This is a genomic window from Parafannyhessea umbonata (assembly GCF_012844235.1).
Taxonomy (GTDB): domain Bacteria; phylum Actinomycetota; class Coriobacteriia; order Coriobacteriales; family Atopobiaceae; genus Parafannyhessea.
This window is the reverse complement of the sequence record NZ_JABAGR010000008.1, coordinates 46,069-69,495: the sequence shown is the minus strand read 5'-3', so window position 1 is coordinate 69,495 and position 23,427 is coordinate 46,069. Positions and strand designations below refer to the sequence as shown.

Annotated in this window: 15 protein-coding genes; 4 read left to right on the top strand and 11 right to left on the bottom strand. The window is 68.3% G+C overall.

What is annotated here, in order from left to right:
• Window positions 1-261: 261 nt before the first annotated feature.
• The 4 genes from htpG to HF885_RS08475 form a co-directional block, all read right to left on the bottom strand.
• Window positions 262-2,238, bottom strand: a complete 1,977-nt coding sequence (htpG, locus tag HF885_RS08490; RefSeq protein ID WP_170104513.1) for a molecular chaperone HtpG — start codon at window positions 2,236-2,238, stop codon at window positions 262-264.
• A gap of 217 nt (window positions 2,239-2,455) precedes the next feature.
• Complete coding sequence (locus HF885_RS08485) at window positions 2,456-3,316, bottom strand: exonuclease domain-containing protein (protein ID WP_170104512.1); 861 nt, start codon at window positions 3,314-3,316, stop codon at window positions 2,456-2,458.
• Window positions 3,317-3,354: 38 nt separating this feature from the next.
• The gene (locus HF885_RS08480; protein ID WP_170104511.1) at window positions 3,355-4,236 is read right to left on the bottom strand and encodes a DMT family transporter; all 882 of its coding nucleotides are present in this window, start codon (window positions 4,234-4,236) and stop codon (window positions 3,355-3,357) included.
• Window positions 4,237-4,313: 77 nt separating this feature from the next.
• On the bottom strand, window positions 4,314-5,099 hold the full coding sequence (locus HF885_RS08475; RefSeq protein WP_170104510.1) for a YaaA family protein: 786 nt from the start codon (window positions 5,097-5,099) through the stop codon (window positions 4,314-4,316).
• A gap of 65 nt (window positions 5,100-5,164) precedes the next feature.
• Between HF885_RS08475 and HF885_RS08470 the strand changes: the two genes are divergently transcribed.
• Together HF885_RS08470 and HF885_RS08465 are read left to right on the top strand one after the other, a co-directional pair.
• Window positions 5,165-6,331, top strand: coding sequence for an AI-2E family transporter (locus HF885_RS08470; protein ID WP_170104509.1), 1,167 nt, complete (start codon window positions 5,165-5,167; stop codon window positions 6,329-6,331).
• Between the two features lie 333 nt (window positions 6,332-6,664).
• The gene (locus HF885_RS08465; RefSeq protein ID WP_170104508.1) at window positions 6,665-7,534 is read left to right on the top strand and encodes a tetratricopeptide repeat protein; all 870 of its coding nucleotides are present in this window, start codon (window positions 6,665-6,667) and stop codon (window positions 7,532-7,534) included.
• 123 nt (window positions 7,535-7,657) lie between these two features.
• Here HF885_RS08465 and HF885_RS08460 read toward each other — a convergent pair whose 3' ends face one another.
• From HF885_RS08460 to HF885_RS08440, 5 genes are all read right to left on the bottom strand, one after another.
• Window positions 7,658-8,431 carry a class II glutamine amidotransferase gene (locus tag HF885_RS08460; RefSeq protein WP_170104507.1) on the bottom strand — a complete coding sequence of 258 codons (774 nt, stop codon included), beginning with the start codon at window positions 8,429-8,431 and terminating at the stop codon, window positions 7,658-7,660.
• Window positions 8,432-8,613: 182 nt separating this feature from the next.
• The gene (locus tag HF885_RS10655; RefSeq protein ID WP_170104506.1) at window positions 8,614-10,038 is read right to left on the bottom strand and encodes an ATP-binding cassette domain-containing protein; all 1,425 of its coding nucleotides are present in this window, start codon (window positions 10,036-10,038) and stop codon (window positions 8,614-8,616) included.
• A gap of 12 nt (window positions 10,039-10,050) precedes the next feature.
• A complete protein-coding gene (locus HF885_RS08450) occupies window positions 10,051-11,148 on the bottom strand; it encodes an ABC transporter substrate-binding protein (RefSeq protein WP_170104505.1) in 1,098 nt (365 codons plus the stop codon).
• 103 nt (window positions 11,149-11,251) lie between these two features.
• Window positions 11,252-11,680 (bottom strand): hypothetical protein, encoded by a 429-nt coding sequence (locus HF885_RS08445; RefSeq protein ID WP_170104504.1) that lies wholly within the window; start codon window positions 11,678-11,680, stop codon window positions 11,252-11,254.
• Between the two features lie 108 nt (window positions 11,681-11,788).
• The gene (locus tag HF885_RS08440; protein ID WP_206109870.1) at window positions 11,789-12,595 is read right to left on the bottom strand and encodes a DUF1295 domain-containing protein; all 807 of its coding nucleotides are present in this window, start codon (window positions 12,593-12,595) and stop codon (window positions 11,789-11,791) included.
• Between the two features lie 239 nt (window positions 12,596-12,834).
• Between HF885_RS08440 and HF885_RS08435 the strand changes: the two genes are divergently transcribed.
• Together HF885_RS08435 and HF885_RS08430 are read left to right on the top strand one after the other, a co-directional pair.
• Window positions 12,835-14,400: a DUF438 domain-containing protein gene (locus tag HF885_RS08435; RefSeq protein ID WP_170104503.1), complete on the top strand. Its 1,566-nt coding sequence runs from the start codon at window positions 12,835-12,837 to the stop codon at window positions 14,398-14,400.
• Window positions 14,401-14,640: 240 nt separating this feature from the next.
• Window positions 14,641-16,731: a glutamine synthetase III gene (locus tag HF885_RS08430; protein ID WP_170104502.1), complete on the top strand. Its 2,091-nt coding sequence runs from the start codon at window positions 14,641-14,643 to the stop codon at window positions 16,729-16,731.
• 303 nt (window positions 16,732-17,034) lie between these two features.
• On the opposite strand, the gene HF885_RS08425 is transcribed toward HF885_RS08430, so the two are convergent.
• On the bottom strand, window positions 17,035-18,495 hold the full coding sequence (locus HF885_RS08425) for a glutamate synthase subunit beta (RefSeq protein ID WP_170104501.1): 1,461 nt from the start codon (window positions 18,493-18,495) through the stop codon (window positions 17,035-17,037).
• A 3-nt stretch (window positions 18,496-18,498) separates the two neighbouring features.
• Window positions 18,499-23,157: a glutamate synthase large subunit gene (gene gltB / locus HF885_RS08420; protein WP_170104500.1), complete on the bottom strand. Its 4,659-nt coding sequence runs from the start codon at window positions 23,155-23,157 to the stop codon at window positions 18,499-18,501.
• Between the last annotated feature and the right edge of the window lie 270 nt (window positions 23,158-23,427).

Genomic DNA, 23,427 nt, shown 5'->3' with positions numbered 1-23,427 from the left:
CCGTCATCGCGCCCCCGTCGTCCGCCTTATCCGGACGGCCTAAAGGCACAATGGACTTGATAGTATCATTGCAGGCGTGTTACTTATCTGTATCTTGCACCAAACTTGGAGATTTCAAGTAAAAAAACTGACGAGAAGGGGCACAAAAAGCGGCCCCGACCTGCACCTTGCAGGCCAGGGCCCCTTTGCGGAAGAATCTTCCTTTGTTACAGCCTCATTACGTCGCCGAAGCGAGCCTTCGCCCGCCCCGGGCGACGCGCGCTACATGAGCTCCGTGATCTCGCGCGCGAACTTCGCCGGGTCCTCCACGGGCAGGCCCTCCACCAGAAGCGCCTGGTTGTACAGGATGTCACCCATCAGGGCAAGGCGCTCCTTGTCGCCTTTCGCGGCCTGGAGCTTGCCAAACACCGGGTGCTTCGCGTTAAGCATCAGCACGCGGCTCGCCTTCGGCGCCTGGCCGGCCTCCGGGGACTGCTGCAGGCGGCGCTCCATCTCGAGCGAGACCGGGCCCTCGGCCGTGACGGTCGCCGGCGTGTCCTCGTCCAGGTTCGCGGAGACCTTCACGTCCGCGACCCTGCCGTCCAGGGCGTCCTTCAGCTCGCCAAACAGGTCCTTGTTCTCCTCGGTGGCCTTCTCGGCCTCCTTCTTCTCGTCCTCGCTCGCGAGGTCGAGGTTCGCGTCGGCGACGTTCTGCAGCTCGAGGTCGCGGGCCTCGGTACCCTTGTGCTCGGAGTCGCCCGCGACGGCGTCCACGTGGTAGCTGCGCAGGAACTGGAACATGAACTCGTCCACGTCCTCCGTGCACAGCAGCACGTCGTAGCCGTGGGAAAGCGCGCTCCTCACGGCAGGCGTCTGCGCCAGGAGCTCGCGGGTCTCGCCGGCGGCATAGTAGATCTTCTCCTGCCCCTCGGCCATGCCGGAGACGTACTCCTTGAGCGTCACCATCTTCTCGTCGCGCGCGGACCAGAACAGCAGGAGGTCCGCCAGCTCGTCGGCCTTCGAGCCGTAGCTGTTGTAGATGCCAAACTTCAGGCCGCGGCCAAAGTTCTTGAAGAACTTCTCGTACGCCTCGCGGTCGTTGTCGCGCATGTCCTCGAGCTCGGCGGTCACCTTCTTCTCGATGCGGCGTGCGATGGCGCGGAGCTGCGAGTTCTGCTGCAGCGTCTCGCGGCTGATGTTCAGCGTGACGTCCGGCGAGTCCACGATGCCGTGCACGAAGTTGTAGTAGTCGGGCAGCAGGTCCGCGCACTTCTCCTGGATGAGCACGCTGGAGCTGTACAGCGCGAGGCCCTTCTGGTAGTCCTTGCTATACAGGTCGAACGGCGCGACGCTCGGGATGAACAGCAGCGCGTCGTAGCTGATGGCGCCCTCGGCATGGAAGCTCAGCGTGCGCAGCGGCTTCTCCCAGTCGTGGAACGTGGAGGTGTAGAACTCGTCGTAGTCCTTCTGCTCCACCTCCGACTTGCGCTTCTTCCAGATGGGTGTCATGGAGTTGAGGGTCTCCAGCTCCTGGTAGTCCTCGTACTCCGGCTTGTAGTCGTCCGGCTTGGGGTCGGGCGCCGGCTTCTGGCGGCTCTTCGTCACCATCATGCGCACGGGGTAGCGCACGTAGTTGGAGTACTGCGTCACGAGCTCGCGGAGCTTCCACTCGCTCAGGAACTGGTCGGTGTCGTCCTCCTCCGTGGAGTCGCGCAGGAACAGCGTGATCTGCGTGCCGTGGGCGCGCTCGCCGCGCAGGGCCTCGGGCAGGTCGGCCTCGGCCACCTCGTCGATCGAGTAGCCGCTGACGCCGTCGGACTCCCAGGAGTGCGCGACGTCCTCGCCAAGGGCGCGGCTCACGACGCGCACGCGCTTCGCGACCATGAAGCTCGAGTAGAAGCCCACGCCAAACTGGCCGATGATGTCGACGGCGTCGCCCTGGGCGTCCGCGTTCTGGCTCTTGAACTCCTGCGAGCCGGAGTGCGCGATCGTGCCCAGGTTCTTGTCGAGCTCGTCCGCCGTCATGCCGATGCCGTTATCCGCCACGGTGATGGTGCGGGCGTCCTTGTCGAACGACAGGTCGATCGCGAGCTCCTCGTCCACGCGCTTCGACTCGTCCGTCAGGCCCTCGAAGCTCAGCTTGTCCAGGGCGTCGGACGCGTTCGAGATCAGCTCCCTCAGGAAGATCTCCTTGTTGGTGTAGATGGAGTTGATCATCAGGTCCAGGAGCTTCTTGCTCTCGGTCTTGAACTGCTTCATGGCAGGCTTCCCTTCCGCGCGCGGCATATAGAGTCCGGGCGCGCGCCGCAAGCGCACGGCGCCGCCCCGTTGTGTACAGGTATGTGGATACCCCAAGCAAGATATCGTATACGCGACAAAACAGAAAACCTATGCCGCACGCGCTTAGGTCTGCGCGGGCGAGAAGGACGCGCCGCCCCGGCCGCGGCACCGCCGCGCGCTCGCGGGCGCGGCGCGGCTACCTGCGCAGGTCCCGCGCCGTCAGCCCCAGGCGGGCGAGCAGCGCCTCGCCGCGGACGACGGGCGTCCCCAGCTCGCGGGCGCGGCGCAGCTTCGCGGTCTCGCGCCCGGCCGCCGGGTCAAGCTCCACCAGCATGGTGACGCGCCTCGTCACTCCCCTGCTCAGCCGGGCGCCGTGCAGAAGCGCGAGCACCTCCATGTCGCGCTTCGGCAGGTCGTAGCTGTTGCCCGTGAAGCACAGCAGCTCGCCGGCGAGCTCTTCTCCCCTGGGGCCCTGGTCCAGGTCGCCCACGCACAGCCGGCGGGAGCCCGCGTCCCTAAGGATCGCCTGGTAGCAGTCGCTCGTGGCAACGGCGTCCGCCCACGCGCGGTGCGCCTGCGGGTTGCTCACGCCGTAGTGGCCGCAGATCGCCGCGAGGCTCGCGGGCTTTCCCACCAGCTCGCGATAGAGCACCATGGTGTCCACGAAGCCGTTGCGCGTGGGCGACGGCACGCGCTGCCGGGCGGCGGCGCGCTCCAGGAGCACGTTGTCGAACGCGGCGATGTTCTGCCCCACCAGCGCGAAGTCCTCCGCAAAGCGGCAGAACGCCGCAAGCGCCTCCGCCTCGTCGGGGGCGCCTGCCAGCATGGCGTCCGTGATGCGGTTCACGGCCCGGGCGCCCGGCTCCATGCGCACCCCCGCGGGGAGCGCGACGAAGGTGTCGAACTTCTCGTCCTCCCAGCCGTCGATCACGCGGACGGCGCCGATCTCCACGATGCGCGCGTCCGGACCCAGGCCCGTGGTCTCGAGGTCGTAGCACACGTAGCTTCGCGGGAGGTCGGCCACGTCCACGTGGCACGGCCTTGGCCGGTATGTCATGCGCGCCTCCCCTCGCCGCAGCGGTCGCCCACCACAGTCTACGCCGTGACGACCACCATGACGGTGATGAGCACAAAGCCCAGGAGCTCCGCGGGCGAGAAGGTCGTGGACGTGAGGACCACGGAGCTCACCGCGGACGTGAGCTGCTCGGACGTGCTCAAAAGCGTCGTCCGCACCGGACCGACGCGGTGGAGGCCCGCCATGAACAGCGCCCCGGCGCCAAACGTGCCCACAAGCACGGAGAACGCGAGAAGGGCCCAGTCAAGCGGCTGGTACGCGAGCGTGGGGCCAGGCACCCACGGCCTCGCCACCGGCAGGAGCAGCGCGCCCGCCACGAGAAACCCCACCGCGTTCACCACGAGGCTCCCCCAGCGCCTGACGTAGCCCTCCGTCAGAAGCGACTCCGACGCCTGGCCCATGGCCGTGAGCAGGCCCAGCGCCAGGCCGGCCGCGGGCATCACGAGCGTCGTGGGGTTGCCGCCCGTCGCCATGAGGTACGTGCCCGCAACCGCGAGCACGAAGCACAGCGCCTCCGACGCGAACGGCAGCCTCCGCTCGCGCACGCATATGACCGCGAGCGTCATGGGCGCGCCCAGGCTCTGCATCACCGTGGCCGTCGCCGCGTTCGTCACGACGACGTTCGCGAAGTAGCTCGCGTTCAGCACGAGGTAGGCCATCACGCACATGACGAGCACGCGCGCGAGCTCCGCGGGGCGCGCCAGCGAGCGGAGGGCCCCGCGCAGGCGGTCGGGCGTCGCCACCGCGGCGCAGCAGAAGAACACGGCGGACCCCAGGAGCATCTTCACGTCCGTGAGCCACACGGCGTCCGTGCCGGTGCGGTCCATGAGGAGCTTCGTGACGGTGCCGGAGAGCCCCCACAGGCTCGCCCCGGCAAGCACCATGGCGGTACCTGCAACCACACGCCCCCTGCGCGCCCGGGCGGCAGTTGCGCCCCGCTTTTCCAACGTATCAGTCATGCAACCATCCCACCGCATCGCTACCGCACGAACACCAGGGCGTCCGCCGTCGAGCGGGCCTCGTCCAGCGCGTACCCGCGCCCGCGGTACCCCACGAGCTCGCCCACGTCCTCAACGCCGCGCTCCGCGCACCACCGCACGAAGTCCCCGCGCGCGGCCTTCGCCTCCGTCGCGCGCTGCACGAAGGCGCCGTCCGACGGCCGCACCTGCCCAAACAGGCACGTCACCACGGGCACTTCGCCCATGTGCGGCACTACGGCGCGCGCGTACTCCGCGGATGCCACGTTCACCAGCGCGTCGCAACCCTCCTGCAGAAGCTGCGCCGCCAGCGAGTCGCCCCACCACGCGTACAGGTCCCCCGCGGCGGGAAGCCCCAGCTCGGGGCAGGCCGGCACGGCAAGGCGCTGCGCCATCTCCAGCCGGTACGGCACCACGGCGTCCAGCGGACGCAGCACGCCAAAGAACGCGGAGAGTATCCGCAGGTGGCGCTGGAGGTATGCCAGCTGTCCCGCGTCCATCACCTGCGCGGCAAGGTGCTGGTAGGCGATGCCGCGATACGACGCCGCGGCAGAGCTTCCGCGCGCGAGCAGGCCGTCCAGGTCCATGCGCGCGTGACGCGGGCACATGTCGCGCGCAATCGCGTCAGAGCAGCGCCACAGCGCCTGGAGCTCCGCCGGCGGCATGTGCCGCATGACGTCCGCAAGGTGGCGCGTGCGGTCCAAGAGCGCCGGCTCCGCCGTCGGCAGCGGCTCGCCCCCGTCCTCCGCCATGCGCTTTGCTGGCGAGAGTATGAACATGAGCGGCATCGCGCCCTCCCTTGGTATGCTTGCAGGGCCACGCAGACCACCCGCGCACAGACACGGAGACCCCCATGAGCCGCTTCGGACTTGACGACAAGAGGTACTCTACCATCAGCCGCTACGTCATCGCGACGGCGCTCGTGCTCGCGGTCGTGGCGAACGTGGGCGTGTACCTGCCGCAGATCCTCTCCGCGCTCGCCGGCGCGGGCGCGTGGGTCCTCGCGGTCGTGAACCCCCTCGTCGTGGGAGGCCTCGCGGCCTGTCTGCTCTGGCCCGCGGTCGAGAAGTTCGACGCCCTCCTCTCGCGCGTCCGCCCGCTCTCGCCGGCGGACCGTGCGCGCCACGCGCTTTCCGTCGTGGCGGTGGTGCTGCTAGCGGTCGCCGTCCTCGCCGTCGTGGTCTCCGTCCTTCTCGCCTTCGTCACGGACAGCGTGCGCTCGGTCTCGCTCGGCAACCTCGCGGAGCTCGCGGACTACGTCGCCCGCAGCATGTCGCGCGCCTACGACGGCATCGCGCGCGCCGCCACCACGCTCGGGTTCTCGAGGGCGGAGCTCGAGCATGCCGCGTCGGCCGTCGCCGGCGTGTTCGGCACGTCGGGCGCGAGCTTCGGCCAGACCGTGACCGACGGCGTCGGCGCCGTGAGGGACTTCGTCGCCAACGGCGTGCTCGCGGTCATATTCTGCGTCTACTTCCTCATCGACGCGCACAACCTCGCCACGTACTGGGACCGCACGCTGCGCTCCCTTATGGGCACACGCGCCTACGGCCACCTGCACGCGTTCGCGCTCGACGTGCGCCACGCGTTCGCGGGCTACATGCGCGGGCAGTTCATCGACGCCCTGCTCATGGGCGTCGCCGTCACCATCGCGCTCGAGCTCGTCGGCGTGCGCTACGCCGTCCTCATCGGGCTCGCCACGGGCATCGGCAACCTCATCCCCTACGTCGGCCCCATCGTGGCGTACGCGTCCACCGCGGTCTCGTGCCTCGTCGCGGGCGACGTCCGCACGTTCGCGCTCGCCGTCGTCGTGCTCGCCGTCATACAGTTCGTGGACGGCCAGATCGTGAACCCAAAGATCCTGGCCGATTCCGTCGAGGTGCACCCGATCCTCGTGATAGTCGCCCTCGTCGTCGGCGGCAAGGTGGGAGGCGTCGTCGGCATGTTCGTCGCCGTCCCGTGCGCCGCGCTCGCAAAGATCTACTTCGAGAAGTACGTGGCCTGGCGCAACGCGCGAAACTAGCGCCGGCCCGGCCTGCGCACGAGGCCGCCTCGTTCGTTGCCGCAGCGCGGCCCCTCGTGCCAAACCTCCGCGCACAATCGTCATCCCGCACATCGCCAAACAGCAAATCGCGATTTGTTGTAAGCCCCAAAATCACGTTTTCGCAGCTAGAGGCACAACCGGCCCAAACAACAAATCGAGATTTGTTGTTTGGGGCACCCGGCGGGCACCAGACGACGCGCCACGGCGGGGCGTGAACCCGCGGTCGCCGATGCGACGACGCCGCGCGCGGGCGCATGGCCCATCATGAAACTCGTGTCAAGCATGTGCGCGCGGCGCGGATGGGAGGAAGCCATGAGCTTAGACGACTGGACTGCGAACGTGGACGACTTCAAGAGGCTCGCAACCCTCGCAAAGGTTGACTTCTCGGTCAGCGAGGAGGACGAGGCCCCGGACGAGGAGGAGCCCGCGCTCGACCTCGACTCCTTCCTCGAAGACCTCGCCAAGGCGGCGATATCGCCCGACCCGAACGAGTTCACGGACTTCGTGACGAAGAACCAGGACGACGTGCTGGAGGCGCTCGCCCAGGACCCCTCGGTGGAAGACGTGCTCCTCGCGGGGTACCGCGTCGGCATCGCGTTTGGGAGCGACGCGTGCATGAACGCACTCGGCGCGCACTACTACCTCGGCGACTTCTTCGAGCAGGACTTCGCCAAGGCGAAGGAGCTCTACCAGATGGCCGTGGACCACGGCAACCTCCAGTCGCTCGTCAACCTGGGATACATCTACGAGTACGTCCGCACGGGCAAGCCGGACTACCAGAAGGCGTACGAGTGCTACTCGCTCGCCGCCGCGCTCGCCCCCTCGTTCGAGGCCGCGTACAAGCTGGGAGACATGTACGCGCGCGGCAAGGCCGTCGAGCGCGACATGCGCAGGGCCCACATGCTCTGGGAGCACAGCCTCGAGCTCTCCCAGGGCGTCGTGGAGCGCGCACAGCCGGCCGTCCGCATCGCGCAGCTGCTCGTCGACCCGGAGTGCGAGAGGTGGGGAATCGACGCCGACCCCCTTCGCGCGCTGAAGCTGTTCCAAGACGCCGAGGTCGGCCTGCGCATCGACATCGCGGACGGCCAGCACTACTACAAGAGGCGGCTGCGCGAGGCGATCGAGGGGCAGGAGGTCGCACGCGCGCTCTTGGATGAAGAGGACTCCGACCTCGACTTCTAGAGGGATGGCCGGACGCCCCGCGGGACGCCCGGCCATGATGTCGCTTCTCAATATCGCTTTGTGTGGCGCGTCGCCGTACCGCATCGCCCAACGCAGGCGTCGCGCGGAGGCGACTTGGGGCGCCTAGCCCCTCATGTGCTCGATCATGCTCTCGTACTCGGCCTCGTCGGCGGTGAAGGCGCCCTCGCCCACCTTGCCCTCGAAGACGACGGAGCCGTCGCGCACGGCCAGGAGCTGGCACACGGGCATCGGCTTCCAATCACGCTCGTCGAGCGGCGCGGTCGCAAACGCCCAGCCGTCCTCAAGGCGAAGGCGCCAGAGCGTCCTGTTCGCGTCGTTCGTGTACGCGAACGTGTGGATCCCGTCCGTGAAGAGGAGGTTCAGCTTGTTTCCGGGCGCGAGCGCGCTGACGGCGCGGTCGATGGCCTCGAGGCGACCCTCCACGCCAAGCCCCTGGCCGTCCGCGGTGTTGGACGCGTCCATCAGGTACGGCAGAATCGCCTCGCTGTCCGTCGAGCCCTGGCGCTCGCCCAGGTAGTTGACGGTCTTCCGCGGGTCGAAGAGCGTTCCGTTGTGCGCGAGCACCCAGCGCCTGCCCGCGCGGTCCTCCCTCAAGAAGGGATGGCAGTTCTCCAGCGCCGTGGACCCCACGGAAGCGCGGCGGATGTGTGCTATGAGGTGCGCCGTCATGACCGGCTCGCGCAGGATCGCCTGCACGCGCTCGCTCACGGCCGCGTTCTGTGCTTCACGGATGATCGTAGGCTGCACGCCGTCCCCTGCGGGCAGGTACGCGAGGCCCCAGCCGTTGGGGTGCTCGTTGCCGTGCGAATAAAGGGCACCCATCAGCTCGTTCGCTCTAACGGGCTCCTTGGTATCGATGCCAAGCATCATACACATGGTCGTTCCTTCCTGTTGGCGACCGAAAGAAGATACCCTAAAGGAACCGCGGCAATAAGTGGCTACATAGACGCCACACGCGCCGTTCACGTAGGGAACACTTTCCGCCAACTGGACCGAACATCACAATTTCTGGAACGAACGCATCTCTCGATACGTCAGAACAATAAGGAATCGTTCTCTTACCTGCTGTTTTCGAGCGAGAAGGACGTGGCATCCAGAAGTCGCACGTCGTCGGGCAGATGCGAGGCGACCACGAGCGCGCGACCGTCGAGGTGGCGCGTCACGAACGCCGCCGCCCGCGCATGCGAGGCGGCGTCGAGCGAGGAGAACGGCTCGTCCAGGAGGACGGCGTCCCCCGAGGCCGCAAGCGCGCGGACGATCTCTGCCCTGCGGCGCTGACCGCCGGAGAGCTCGCGTACGGGGACGTCGATCACGGTCTCCGGCAGGAGCTCGAGCAGCAGCGAGCGCACGCGCGAGCACGCTGACGCGTCGCGGACGGACCCCGTCACGAGCAGGACGTTCTGCACGGCGGACATGTCCTCAACCAGGCGCGGCTCCTGGAACGCCATGGTGGGCCGCACCGGGCGCCTGCACGTGCCGGCAAGGACGTCCTGCAGTCCCGCGACCGTGCGCAGGAGCGTGGTCTTGCCCGCGCCGGAGCGGTCGGCCAGCAGCACGCGGTCGCCCGGGAGCACCTCGAGGTCCAGCCCGGACGCCACGACCGTCCCCCCGTAGCCAATCGACGCGTCGCGAAGGAGGATCGTCGGGCCGGCCGAAGCCGGCCGGACCGCCTGCCCCCGCGCGTCCGCCTGGGAGCGGGGGCCCCGTGGGCGGCCCACGCGCAGGCTCAGGCGCCGCGCCCACGAGCCGGTGCGCGCGAGCACCGCGACGAACGCGCGCTCGCACAGCCACGACGCCGCGACGATCACGATGGTCCACGCGAAGAGCCCCGCCGTGTCGAGCAGGAGCTTTGAGTTGTAGATCCGCTCGCCTATAGACCCCATGGGGCTGCCGATGAGCTCGGCCGCGACGCCGGCCTTCCAGGCCATGCCGCAGACGTTCCTGCTGGTTCCCACGAGGTACGGCAGCACCTGCGGCCACGTGTGCGCGAGGAACCGGCGCACGGGCGCGACGCCGAAGACGCCCAGCATCTGGGACACCTTGGGGTCGACGTGCGCAAGCGCCTCGCGGCAGCTGAAGTACACCGCCGGGAACACCGCGAGGAACACGGCGATGGCAGAGACGCTCCGCGAGCCGACCAACATGAGCAGGAGGACGATGACGCAGACGATGGGCACGCTCTTCAGCGCGGAGACGCCCGGGGCGAGGAGCCCATCAACGAGCGGATGGCGTCGCCCCGCAAGCGCGAGGACGACCGCGAGCGCGAACGCGAGCAGGAAGCCGAGGGCGATGCGCGCGAGCGAGAAGCCCACGGTAGCGAGGAAGTCCTTCTCGCCCAGAAGGGCGAGAAGGCGGAGCGCCGTGTCCACGGGGCCCGCAAGGAGGATTGAGCTCCCTACGACGAGGCTCGCCACCTGCCATGCCACGATCCACGGCACGACGGGGGCGAGCCTCTTGAGTATGTCGCTGGGGCGACGGGTCACGCGACCTGCCCGCTAGGCCTGCTGGTAGTAGAAGTCGTCCGCGGGAAGGGCACCGCCGACGGACGCCTTGTTGGCGTCGTAGAGCACCTTGAGGTAGCCCTCGAGGGCGCGCTTCATCTTCTTGCCCGTGATGCACACGACGTTGCACTGCGGGATGGCCTTGACCGCGATGGGCTCCTTCGGGACGATGCCGGCCTTCACCACGAGGGGCGCGGCCGCCTTCGGGTCGGCGTTGACCTGCTTGACGGACTTGGCGTGGCGCTTGAGGAAGTCTGCGACTGCCGCAGGGTGCTCGTCGGCGAACTCCGCGCGCACGATGGTGGTGCCCATCACGAACTCGCTGCCGTCGGTGGCGTACTTCTTCCAGACGTCCGTGAGGTCGACCGGGGCCTTGAGCGAGCCGTTCTGGACGAGCGTCGCCGTCGTGAACGGCTGGGGCAGGATGCCGACGGCGGTGGGGTCGGACGCGAGGACCGCGGCGACCTCCGCGTGCTCGCTCTTCCACTCCACCGTGACCTTGTCTGCGATGCCGGCCTTGCCCAGCAGGAAGTCGAGGACGTACTCCGGGCTCGACCCCTTGCCCGAGACGTAGACCGTCTTGCCGGCGAGGTCCTCGAACCCCTTGACGGAGGAGTCGCCCGTGACGACGGACAGCACGCCGAGCGTGTTGACGTCGATCACGCGGATCTTGCCCTCCGTCTTGTTGTACAGGACGCTGCCGACGTTGGACGGCACGCACGCGATGTCGACCTTGCCCTGGATGATCTGGGGAAGGAGCTCGTCGGGAGACGCGCTCACGGCATAGGCGTACTGGATGCCGGAGCCCTTCTTCGCGGAGTTGTCCTGCGGCAGCGTCGAGCCGTCGGCGGGGATGCCGGAGGTCGTGTCCATCATCTTGACGAGGCCGATGGTGGTGGGCCCCTTCAGGGACGCGACGCGTACGACGACGTCGTCTGACGCCTTGGCCTTGGACGCCTTGGCGCCGCCCGACTTGGAGGAGTCGGACGCGGACGAGTCGCTTGCGCCCGTGCCGCAGCCGGCGAGGACGCCCGTGAGGCCAAGGCCGGCCAGCGTCGCAAGGGCCTCGCGACGGGTCATGTTCTTCTGCATTGGTGCTGCTCCCTTCTGCCGCGACGCAAGGCTCGTGCCGCGGATTCGTGCCGTCGTGCGGAGCCGCCCGAGCCGGCCGGCGCCCGCACACATGGGGTCGACCTTACTCCTTGGGAAGGTCTCCCCTGTCCTGCGCTCGGCGAATGGCCGCTTCCATGTGGTTTAGCATGGGCGCCTGCGACGGGGAGGCGTTCGGCATGAGCGTGCTCGTGGGGTCGAACAGGGCGCTCAGCACGTTCTCGAACGTCTTCGCGGCGACGCCGCCGTCCTCGCTCACGTAGCCGCGGGTCTCGAAGCCCTCCGCGGCGAGCGCGAGCGTGACGATGGACGGGTCGACGCCGGCGTCCGTGCAGACCTCGAGGATGGTCTTGTCCCCGGGAAGCTCCTCGAAGCCGAGCTCGCGAAGGATTCCCCCGACCTTGGGCTGCGCCTCGAGCGTGCGGGCGAGCTCGACCGATACGTCCACGACCTTCTCGCCCGCGCCTGCCGCCGCGTCCGTCGCGGTCGTGGGTTTGGTGGTGCTGTCTGACATGTCTCTGCTCCCGTCTGCCACGGCGCCTTGTGGCCGCGGCATCGCATGCATGTTGGATCTGAAGATTATATAGCTAGGGGCCGCAGGCGACGTCCGGGGCCGAGGCGCCTACGCGACGAGCCACTTGTGCTTCTCGACGGAGTACAGCGGCACGAACGGCAGCATGATCGGCGTGGTGCGGACGTAGCGCTGGTAGGCGGGGTCCTTGCCGTAGCTGCGGTTCTGGCGGATCTCGAGGCGACGCGCGCCGCCGAACATCACGTAGACGATGCCGAGGTAGCCCACGAGCGCCGCCGCCCACTGCGCGATGCCGGCGTACACGCCGATGCCGCTTACGAAGACGCCGGTCCAGAACAGCATCTCGCCCAGGTAGTTGGGGCAGCGCACGATGCGGAACAGGCCGGTGTCCACGAAGCGGCGCGGGTTCCTGCGCTTGGCCGCGTTCTTCTGAATGTCTGCCGTGGTCTCGAACGCGAGGCCGAAGACCGAGACAAGAAGCCCCGCCGCGAGGAAGGCGTCCGCGCGGCCGCCCGCCGCCATGCGAAAGAGCACGGGCGACGTCTGGCACGCGTACAGGAGCGCCGCCGAGGCCCAGATGGCGAAGCGCACGCCAAGAGTCACGCTGTCGTTACCCTTGACCTCGCCTTTCATCTTCTGGTTGTAGCTGCGGCTGCGCAGCTCGCGATACGAGAGGTAGCCGGCGAGGCGGCAGCCATACGCCACAAAGAGCAGAGCCTGCACCACTACAGGCGCGCTCGAGCGAGCGCCAAACATGACGAGGAGCGCCACGCCAATGGCGGCGACGGCAGCACCGTACCCGATGGAGATGAACCACACGTACTTCTTGAACCCGCATGCGCTTGCAACGAGCGCAACCGCAAGCAGAACCAGGAACCCCTGCATCTTGAGCCTCACGACCTCACGTGCCTAGCATTTGAAACTTTTTCAAGATTAAGCATAGCCAAACGACCCGCGCCGCGGACGTGTCCGATGCAACAGTTTGTGGCGGTTTTTTGGCTGCCTAGTTGCGTTGCAAATGCAACAGCGGCGCGACGACACCTCCCCTACCATCGTTTGCGTGAAGGGCGCCCGGGATCGCCGCGGCGCAAGGCAGCAGCAAGCGCCGGCATGGCCGGCGGCAGATAGGAGCAACCATGCCGAAGACGATCGACCTCTCGCGCACCGTGCACGACCTCGCGAGCGACTACCCCGAGGTGGTTGACATCATGAGGGACCTGGGCTTTGCGGACATCGCGAAGCCCATGGCGCTCGAGACCGTGGGCCGCGTGATGACCATCCCCCGGGGCGCCCAGATAAAGGGCATCGACATTGCCAAGGTGGTGGACGCGCTCGAGGCGGCCGGCTTCGAGGTGGCAGGCCAGCCCGCGCCCGTGGCCGCACCGACGGCGGCGCCCGCGGGCGAGAAGGACGCGGCCGCCGGTGCCGCGGACGGCGCCACGGACGCGGGCCCTGCCGCCGTCGCGACGGACGAGGCCGGCCGCGCGCGCCTGCTCTCGAGCTACGTGAGCCGCCTTTCCGCCGGCGAGGACCTGGAGAGCGTGCGCCGCGAGTTCGTGGCGAACTTCAGCGACGTGGACGCAGCGGAGATCGCACGCGCGGAGCAGGGCCTGATCGAGGGCGGCGCGAAGGTGGAGGACGTGCAGCGCCTGTGCGACGTGCACTCCGCGCTGTTCCACGGCGCCACGCGCGAGGAGCGCATCGCGAACGCCGAGGCCGCGGTGATGGACTCCATCGCGGGCGGCACCGGCGAGGGCGACTTCAAGACGCGCGTGCTCGCGGCGCTGAAAGGCCACCCCGTGAACGTCCTTTCGCTCGAGAACAAGGCCATCGCGCGCCAGGTCGCCGCGGCGCAGCAGGCGCTGGACGCTGCCGACGACGAGGCAACGGCAAAGGAGCTTGCGCTTCTCGCCAAGGTAGGCGGCCACTACGCCAAGAAGGGCGACCTGCTGTACCCCGTGCTGAAGGTGCGCCACGGCTACTCTGGCCCCGCGGACGTGATGTGGGGTGTGGACGACGAAATCCGCGACGAGCTGCGCGCCCTGGTGGCGGCCGCGCCGGAAGCGCGCGACGCCTCGTGGCGCGACCGCGCCGCCGCCGTGGTCCGTCGCGCGGACGAGATGTGCTACAAGGAGGCGAACATCCTGTTCCCGCTGTGCGTGCGGTGCTTCACGGACCAGGAGTGGCTGCAGGCCTACGTCGACCTTCGCGGCTACGAGCTTTGCATGCTGGACCCCTCCGAGGTCGGCCGCTGGGGCGAGGGCGAGAAGTACGCGGCCTCCCTGGACGCGCGCGCGACGCTGGGTGGTGGCGACGTCTCGCTTCCCACGGGCACGCTTTCTGCCGCGCAGCTGGATGCCGTGCTGAACACCATCCCCATGGAGCTCACGTTTGTGGACGAGAAGAACATCAACCGCTACTGGAACGACGACGGCAAGCTGAAGCTCTTCAAGCGTCCTGCAAGCGCGCTCGGGCGCGAGGTGTGGTCGTGCCACCCGCCAAAGATCGAGTACATGGTTCGAAACGTGATAGACATGCTTCGCAGTGGCCAGCGAGACTCCGTCGACGTGTGGATGCAGAAGAAGGGCGAGCCCGTGCTCGTGCGCTACATGGCAGTGCGCGACCGCGAGGGCAACTACCTCGGCACGCTCGAGTGTGTGCAACCCATGGGATTTGCGCGCGACCACTTCGCGGAGCGCTAGGGCGCGAGGCGCGACGCCACGTTCTTCTCGCCCACGCACATGCACGTTTTTTCCAAGGTCCAGGCCCGCGTCGGGACCGCGCACGTACGCGCGGACGCCGGCGCGGGCAATGGTTTTGAAACGGTTTCGCATTCGTAACCGTCACGTTGGGGAAATTCAAATGCAACCAGTCCCCGCTATCATGCAATATGTACGAAGGGTCCGCGGACGCGGCCCAGTCGACTTTGCAGAGGAGGACTGATGTCTAAGGACAAGGTCACCGAGGAGTATGGCAGCCTGGTCTTCACCGACCAGGACATGCAGGAGCGACTACCGAAGCCCACCTACAAGGAGCTTCGTCGCGTGATCGACGAGGGCAAGGAGCTCAACCTCGACATCGCTAACGAGGTCGCGCACGCAATGAAGGACTGGGCGCTCGAGCACGGCGCCACGCACTTCACGCACTGGTTCCAGCCGCTCACCGGCATCACGAGCGAGAAGCACGACAGCTTCATCAACCCCAACGGCGACGGCACCGTCCTCATGGCGTTCAGCGGCAAGGAGCTCGTCCAGGGCGAGCCCGACGCGTCGAGCTTCCCCTCCGGCGGCCTGCGCGCCACGTTCGAGGCCCGCGGCTACACCGTGTGGGACCCCATGAGCCCCGCGTTCATCAAGGACGAGGTCCTGTGCATCCCCACCGCGTTCATCAGCTACACCGGCGAGGCGCTTGACAAGAAGACCCCGCTGCTGCGTTCCGAGGTCGCCCTCGAAAAGCAGGCGAAGCGCGTCCTTGGCCTGTTTGGCAAGAAGCCGAGCCGCGTCTACACCACGATCGGCCCGGAGCAGGAGTACTTCATCATCACCGAGGACGACTACAAGGCCCGCCCGGACCTCGTCCTCACCGGCCGCACGCTGTTTGGCGCCGAGCCCGCGAAGGGCCAGGAGCTCGAGGAGCACTACTTCGGCACCATCCGCCCCTCCGTCAACGCGTTCATGAAGGAGGTCGACGACGAGCTCTGGAAGCTCGCCGTGCCCCTGAAGACCAAGCACAACGAGGTCGCGCCGTGCCAGCACGAGTTCGCCCCCATCTACGAGAAGGGCTCGCTCGCCATCGACGACAACCTCCTCACCATGGAGAAGCTCAAGCTCCTCGCGACCCACCACGGCTTTGCCTGCCTCGAGCACGAGAAGCCGTTCGAGTACGTCAACGGCTCCGGCAAGCACAACAACTGGTCCGTCTCCGCTGACAACGAGAACCTGCTCGAGCCGGGCGACGACCCCCAGGACAACCTGCAGTTCCTGGTCTTCCTCGCGTTTCTCGTCGCCGCGGTCGACGACCACGCAGACCTGTTGAGGGCGTCCGTCGCCTCCGCCGGTAACGACCACCGCCTCGGCGCTAACGAGGCGCCTCCCGCGATCATCTCCGTCTTCCTGGGCGACGCGCTCACCCCGATCGTGGACGCGCTCATCAAGAAGGAGCAGCCCGAGTCTCACGACCGCGCCCGCATGGACCTGGGCGTCCCCGCGCTGCCGAACGTCCTGCGCGACAACACGGACCGCAACCGCACCTCCCCGTTCGCCTTCACCGGCAACAAGTTCGAGTTCCGCATGTGCGGCAGCCAGCAGAACCTCTCCGACCCCAACGTCGTCCTGAACACCGCCGTCGCGGAGCAGTGCGAGCGCTTCGTCAGCTACATCGACGAGCACTCCGACGAGGACTTCACCACCGCTGCCATGCGCTTCGTCCGCCACACGTTCCGCGACCACGAGCGCATCCTGTTCGACGGCAACGGCTACTCCGAGGACTGGGAGAAGGAGGCCGAGCGCCGCGGCCTGCCCAACCTCAAGAGCACGCCGGACGCCATCCCCAGCATCGTCAAGCCCGAGAACATCGCGTTCTTCGAGAAGTACGGCGTCCTCAGCGAGGCTGAGACCCGTGCCCGCTACGTCGCCAAGGCCGAGCAGTACGCGAAGCTCCTCAACATCGAGGCCAACACGATGGTGAACATGGCCCGCACAATGTACCTGCCCGCCATCAGCGCGTACGCCGGCGACCTCGCGACGAGCGTCGCGACCCGCGCCGAGATCGGCGTGGACGCCGCTGCCGACAAGGCTACCGTCAAGGCCCTGAGCGAGGGCTCCGCGGCGATCCTGGCCGCGACCGACGAGCTCGAGGCCGCGAACGCGAAGGCACGCGGGCTGGACGACGTCGCCGCCGAGGACGACGCCTACCGCGACGAGGTCCTGCCGCTCATGGACAAGCTCCGCGCGGCCGTCGACGCCATGGAGACCGTCACCAGCAAGGACTACTGGCCGGTCCCGAGCTACAACGACATGCTGTTCTACGTGTAGCGACGAAACCCCGACCCTCGGTCGGCCCAGCAGCACAAGCGACCCCCGTCTCGCAGCCCGATGCGAGACGGGGGTCGCCCTTTTGTCAGTCCCCTGCACGGTCACGGTCCACGTTCATTCCGTAGGCACGCCCCTGCAAAACCTCAAGCGACGCCGATTGAGGCCCGCAATCTCAAGCGACGTCGCTTGAGGAGGGGCCTTCCTCCTTCAGCTCGCATTGCACTGCTCAAACACGTAGAGGGCGGCCCAGGCTCATGCCTGGACCGCCCCACTAAACACGCCTCAACGTCGGGCTCGCAACCGCTACCCCATCAGGTCGTCCGCGACCTCAGCCGCGCAGGCAAGGCCGTCCGATATGGCGTTCACCACGATGGTCGAGCCGTTCCTCGTGTCGCCCGCGCAGTACACGCGCGCCTTGCCGTCGGCGCCGGAAAGCCCGTGCCCCTTGCCCTCGACAACGGGAAGCGGCCTTCCCTGCTTCGCGAGGCCGCCGCCGAACGCCTCGACGAGGCTCGCCTCCGGGCCCACGAAGCCCATGGCCAGGATCACCAGCTGCGCCGGCAGCGTGCGCACGCTGTCCTCCTTGCGCTCGGGCTTGCCGTTCGACCAGTCGAGCGACACGATCTTCAGCCCCTCGACCGAGCCCTCGCCCAGGACCTCGAGCGTGTCCGTGGCCCACAGCCTGCGGTCCGCGTCGAACTCCTCGATGGCTTCCTGCTGGCCGTAGTCGGTCTTCTTGACCATCGGCCACTCCGGCCACTGGTTCGTGGGCAGCGGCTTCTCGGGCGGCTCGGGCAGGAACTCCAGCTGCATGATGCTGCGCGCGCCCTGGCGCAGCGCCGTCGCGACGCAGTCGGTGCCGGTGTCACCGCCGCCGATGACCACGACGTCCTTGCCCTCGGCGCTGATGGCGCTCTTTCCGCCGTCCAGCACGGCCTTCGTCTGCGCCGTCAGGTACGGCACCGCAAGCGTCACGCCGTCGAGGTCCGCGCCAGGCACCCTTAGCGTGCGGGCGTTGCCCGTGCCTGCGGCCAGCACGACGGCGTCGCTCTCCTTCGCCAGGCGCGCCGCCACGTCGGGGTCGGACGCGTCCACGCCGCACTCCACGTCGATGCCGCTCTCGCGCATCAGGTCGATCCTGCGCTCCACGACCTCCTTCGGGAGCTTCATGTTCGGGATGCCGTACATGAGCAGGCCACCGGCTCGGTCGCTCTTCTCCACCATGCGCACGCGCAGGCCGCGGCGGGCAAGCTCCCACGCGCAGGCCAGGCCCGCGGGGCCGGAGCCCACCACGGTCACGAGCGGAGCGCCCTCAGGCGCGGGCGCCAGGGGCTTCGGCCCGCCGTGCTCCCACTGCCAGTCGCTGATGGCGCGCTCGTCGTCGCGGATGGTCGTGGGGTCGTCGTGCAGGCCCAGGTTGCAGGCTGCCTCGCACAGCGCGGGGCAGACCCTTCCCGTGAACTCCGGCAGCGGGTTCGTGAGCGCCATGCGCTCCGCCGCCTGGTCCCACAGGCCCCGCCACAGCAGGTCGTTCCACTCGGGGATGAGGTTGTGCAGCGGGCAGCCGCTCGTGCGCGCCTTGCCAAAGCCGGCTCCGGTCTGGCAGAACGCAACGCCGCAGTACATGCAGCGTCCGGCCTGCACGCGCTGCTCCTCGGCGGGCAGCGTCACGGCAAGGTCGTCGTAGTCGTGCACGCGCTCGGCTATCGGGCGCTGACCGTGTTCCTTGCGGCCGTGCTCGAGGAATCCTCCTACCTGGCCCATGGGCTACATCCCCTCCCTCATGACCTCGAAGGCGTGCTCGGCCGCAGCCTCGTCGCTCATGCCTGCGGCCTTCGCCTCGGCAGTGAGGTCGAGCACCCGCTTGTACTCGCGCGGGATGACCTTCACGAAGTCGTCCTTGATGTCGTCGAACTGATAGAGCATCTTGATGCCGCGCGGGCTCTTCGTGCGGTCCGCGTGCTCGCGGATGAGCGCGCGCACGTACTCCAGGTCATCCTCGGTCGGCTTCTCCAGGAGCACCATGTCACGGTTCACGCGGGCGGAGAGGACGTGTCTCTCGTCGTACACGAACGCGATGCCGCCGCTCATGCCCGCGGCGAAGTTCACGCCCACGGGGCCCAGGATCAGGGCGCGCCCGCCCGTCATGTACTCGCAGCCGTGGTTGCCCACGCCCTCGCACACGATGGTCGCGCCGGAGTTGCGCACGCCAAAGCGCTGGCCCGCAAGGCCGTTGATGAATCCCTTGCCCGCGGTCGCGCCGTAGAACGCGACGTTGCCCACGGCCACGTTCTCGTCGAACTTGTACGTCGCGGTCTCGGCGGGCGCCACGGTCAGGATGCCGCCGGAGAGGCCCTTGCCAAAGTAGTCGTTCGCGTCGCCGTGGACGTTAAGCGTCACGCCCGCGGGCAAAAACGCGCCGAAGCTCTGGCCGGCCGAGCCCGCGCAGTCGATCTCGATGGAGCCGTCGGGCAGGCCCTTCGGGTGCTCCTTCGTGATGACCGAGCCCAGCATGGTGCCGGTGCAGCGGTCGACGTTCGCGATGTCCACCGAGAAGCGCATGCGGCCCATGGTCGCGCGGCACTCCTTGGTGTACGGGATCAGCAGGGTCGCGTCCAGGGTGCGGTCGAGGCCCACGTCCGGCGCCATGCTCGGCACGAAGTGCGGCACCTCGGCGCCCGGGAAGGACTTGCCCAGGTCGTTCTCGACCTTCTGGAGCATCGGGCTCAGGTCGATCCTCGAGGCCTTCCAGTTGTCCTCGACGCCGGTCTGGCGCAGGCACTCCACGTGGCCCACCATCTCCTCGACGGTGCGGAAGCCCAGGCTCGCCATGACCTCGCGAAGCTCCTCGGCCGTGTACAGCATGAAGTTCATCACGTGCTCCGGCTTGCCCGCGAAGCGCTTCCTCAGGCACGCGTTCTGCGTCGCGATGCCCACGGGGCAGGTGTCCTGCTGGCAGTCGCGCTGCATGAGGCAGCCAAGCGAGACGAGCGCCGGCGTGCCGAAGCCAAACTCCTCGGCGCCCAGGAGGCACGCGATCGCAACGTCACGGCCGTCCATGAGCTTCGAGTCGGCCTCGACCACCACGCGGGAGCGCAGGCCGTTCAGGAGCAGCGTCTGCTGCGTCTCGGCAAGGCCAAGCTCCAGGGGCAGGCCGGCGTGGTAGATGGAGTCGCGCGGGGCGGAACCCGTGCCGCCGTTCGCGCCGGAGATCAGGATCTTGTCCGCGCCGCCCTTCGCGACGCCGGTCGCAATCGTGCCGACGCCGGCCTCGCTCACGAGCTTCACGGAGACCATCGCGTCCGGGTTCGCGTTCTTCAGGTCGAAGATGAGCTCCGCCAGGTCCTCGATGGAGTAGATGTCGTGGTGGGGCGGGGGCGAGATCAGGCCGACGCCGGGCGTGGAGTTCCTGACCTCCGCGACCCAAGGCCATACCTTCTTGCCGGGCAGGTTTCCGCCCTGGCCGGGCTTCGCGCCCTGGGCCATCTTGATCTGGATCTCCTTCGCGCTGCGCAGGTAGCGGCTCGTCACGCCAAAGCGCGCGGACGCGACCTGCTTGATCGCGGAGTTCGTGGAGTCGCCGTTCGGCAGCGTCGTCTCGCGGATGGGGTTCTCGCCGCCCTCACCCGTGTTGGACTTGCCGCCCAGGCGGTTCATCGCGATGGCGAGCGCCTCGTGGGCCTCCTCGCTGATGGCGCCGTAGGACATGGCCGCGCTCGTGAAGCGCTTCACGATCTCGCTCGCGGACTCGACCTCGTCTATCGGCACGGGGCCGGACGCCAGGGGTACGAAGGAGAGAAGGTCGGAGAGCACGATGGAGCGGCCGGGCCTGTGCAGCGCGGCGCTGTACTGCTTGAACAGGTCGTAGCTGCCCTCGCGGACGGCGCGCTGCAGCAGGTAGATGACCTCGGGGGTCAGCATGTGCTGCTCGCCGCCCAGCGGGCGCCACTTCGTGATGCCAGAGCTCGCCAGCTGGTCGGGGGACGGGCTCCTGCGCTGCGCCTCGCCCTCGTCGTAGCGGCCCTCGCACTCGCGCTGGATGTCGTCCATGGTAAGGCCGCCCACCGGGCTCGGAGTGCCCTCGAAGCAGCCCCTCACGACCTCCGGCGCAAGGCCGATGATCTCGAAGATCTGCGCGGAGTGGTAGCCCTGCATCGTAGAGATGCCCATCTTGGACATGATGGTCACGATGCCGGCGGTCAACGCCTTGTTGTAGTTCTCGACGCCCGTCTTCGCGTCGACCTTGATGCGGCCGTCCGCGGACATCTCGCGGATGAGCTGGTGCGCAAGGTACGGGTAGATCGCGGACGCGCCGTAGCCGACGAGGCACGCGTAGTCGTGCGGCGTCATGGCGTCGCCGGTCTCGACCACGATGTCACCGCGCATGCGCAGGCCGTGCCTGATGAGGTGACTGTGCACGGAGCCGAGCGAGAGGAGCGACGGCACGGGCACCTGCCCGTCCGGGACGCGGTCGGAGAGCACGATGATGTTCACGCCCTCGCGGACCGCGGCCTCCACCTCGTTGTTCAGGCGGTCGAGCGCCTCGGCGAGCGCGTGCTCTCCCCCGTCGCGGTCGAACGACGCGACGAAGCGGCGGCAGCCGAAGCCGACCATGTCCACGTGCAGGATGCGGTTGAACTCGTCCTGCGTGAGGATGGGGGTCCTCAGCCTGATGAGGCGGCAGCTGCTGCGCTGGTCCTCGAGCAGGTTGCCGTGATTGCCGAGGTACAGGATGGACGACGTGACGAAGTCCTCGCGAAGCGCGTCGATGGGCGGGTTCGTGACCTGGGCAAACAGCTGGTTGAAGTAGTCGAAGAACGAGCGGGAGCGCCTGGACAGCACGGCGAGCGGCATGTCCGCGCCCATGGAGGCGCCGGGGCGCTTGCCCGTGACGGCCATGGGGCCGATGGCCTCCTCGACGTCGTCGAAGTGGTAGCCGTGGCGCGCCAGGCGGATCGGCAGCGGGGTCTGCGCGTCGGCGGCCTCGCCCTCCTCGTCTCCCTCGGCCGCGGGCGCGAGGTCGTCCACGCCCAGCGTCTCCTGCGCGACCCAGTCGCGATAGGGCTTCTCGCGCGCAAGCGCATCCTTCAGCTCGTCGTCCCAGACGACGCGGCCCTTGTCGGGGTCGACGAGGAGCATCTGGCCGGGGCCGAGCGAGCCGGCCTGGACGATGTCCTCCGGCTCGATGTTGCAGGCGCCCGCCTCGGACGAGAGGATGAGGCGGTCGTCGCGCGTGACGTAGTAGCGCGCGGGGCGCAGGCCGTTGCGGTCGAGCGCAGCGCCCATGTAGTGGCCGTCGGTGTACGCGATGGCGGCGGGTCCGTCCCACGCCTCGGACAGCATGGACTGGTACGCGCCGAACGCGCGGCGCTCCTGGGAGAGCTGGGTGTTCTTGTCCCACGGCTCGGGCAGCAGCATCGAGACCGCGCGCGGCAGCGAGCGGCCGTTCATCACGAGGAACTCCAGCACGTTGTCGAGCACCGCGGAGTCGGAGCCCTCGCTCCTGATGACGGGCATGACCTTCTTGAGCTCGGCGCCCATCACGGGCGAGTACAGCTCGGGCTCGCGCGCGCGGACGCCGTTCACGTTGCCGCGCAGCGTGTTGATCTCGCCGTTGTGGATGATGTAGCGGTTGGGGTGCGCGCGCTCCCAGCTCGGCGTCGTGTTCGTGGAGTAGCGCGAGTGCACGAGCGCGATGGCCGTCTCGGCCCAGGCGTCGCCCAGGTCGCGGTAGAACGAGCGCAGCTGCGTCGCCACGAGCATGCCCTTGTACACGATGGTGTGGGCGCTCATGGAGCACACGTAGAACGTCTTGCCCGCAAGCGCGCCCTCCTGCTCGGCCATCTTCTCGACCACGCGGCGCGTCACGTACAGCTGGCGCTCGAAGTCCTGGCCGGCGGCCGTCGCGTCGGGCCTGCCCAAGAACGCCTGCACGATGTGCGGGCGGCAGCGGTTCGCCGTGTCGCCCAGGTCGTGCGGGTCGACGGGCACCTCGCGCCAGAACAGCAGGGGCACGCCCTCCTGCGCGCAGCCGTCCTCGAACACGCGGCGCGCGTCGCGGTAGCCCTCGGCGTCCTGCGGGAAGAACAGCATGGCGACGCCGTAGTCGCCCTCGGCCGGCAGGATGTGGCCCTCGCGCTGGGCCTCCCTGCGGAACAGCCGGTGCGGGATCTGCAGCAGCACGCCGGCGCCGTCGCCCGTGTTCTTCTCCAGGCCTTTGCCGCCGCGGTGCTCCAGGTTCATGAGCACCGCGAGCGCGTCGTCGAGCATCGCGTGCGAGCGCTCGCCGCGTAGGCTCGCCAGCGCGCCGATGCCGCACGCGTCGTGCTCGTACTCCGGTCTGTACAGCCCCTGGGGCTCGTATCCCTCCCCGTTGCGGCGCGTCCGCGGCATCTGGGCGGCCTCCTGGGAATCATGGCCTGACATCGGGTCTCCTCTCGCCTGTGCCATGGGTGGCAGATGTGGTCCAGCCTAGTTTACGGCCGGCCCCGCCCGGAGGGGCCCGATTGCCAAAATCATAATGACCCTGACACGAACGGGTAGCGCGCACGTAGCGCAATCGAAATACGCGCAGGTAGATAGGTGAGAAAAGCCGCGTCCTCACATGTGGGCGGCGCAGGGGCGAAACGCCGCGGCCTCGCGCCTCCGCAACGGGGTCCGCCAACAAGAAGCGGGCGCGACCCCGTGGCCGCGCCC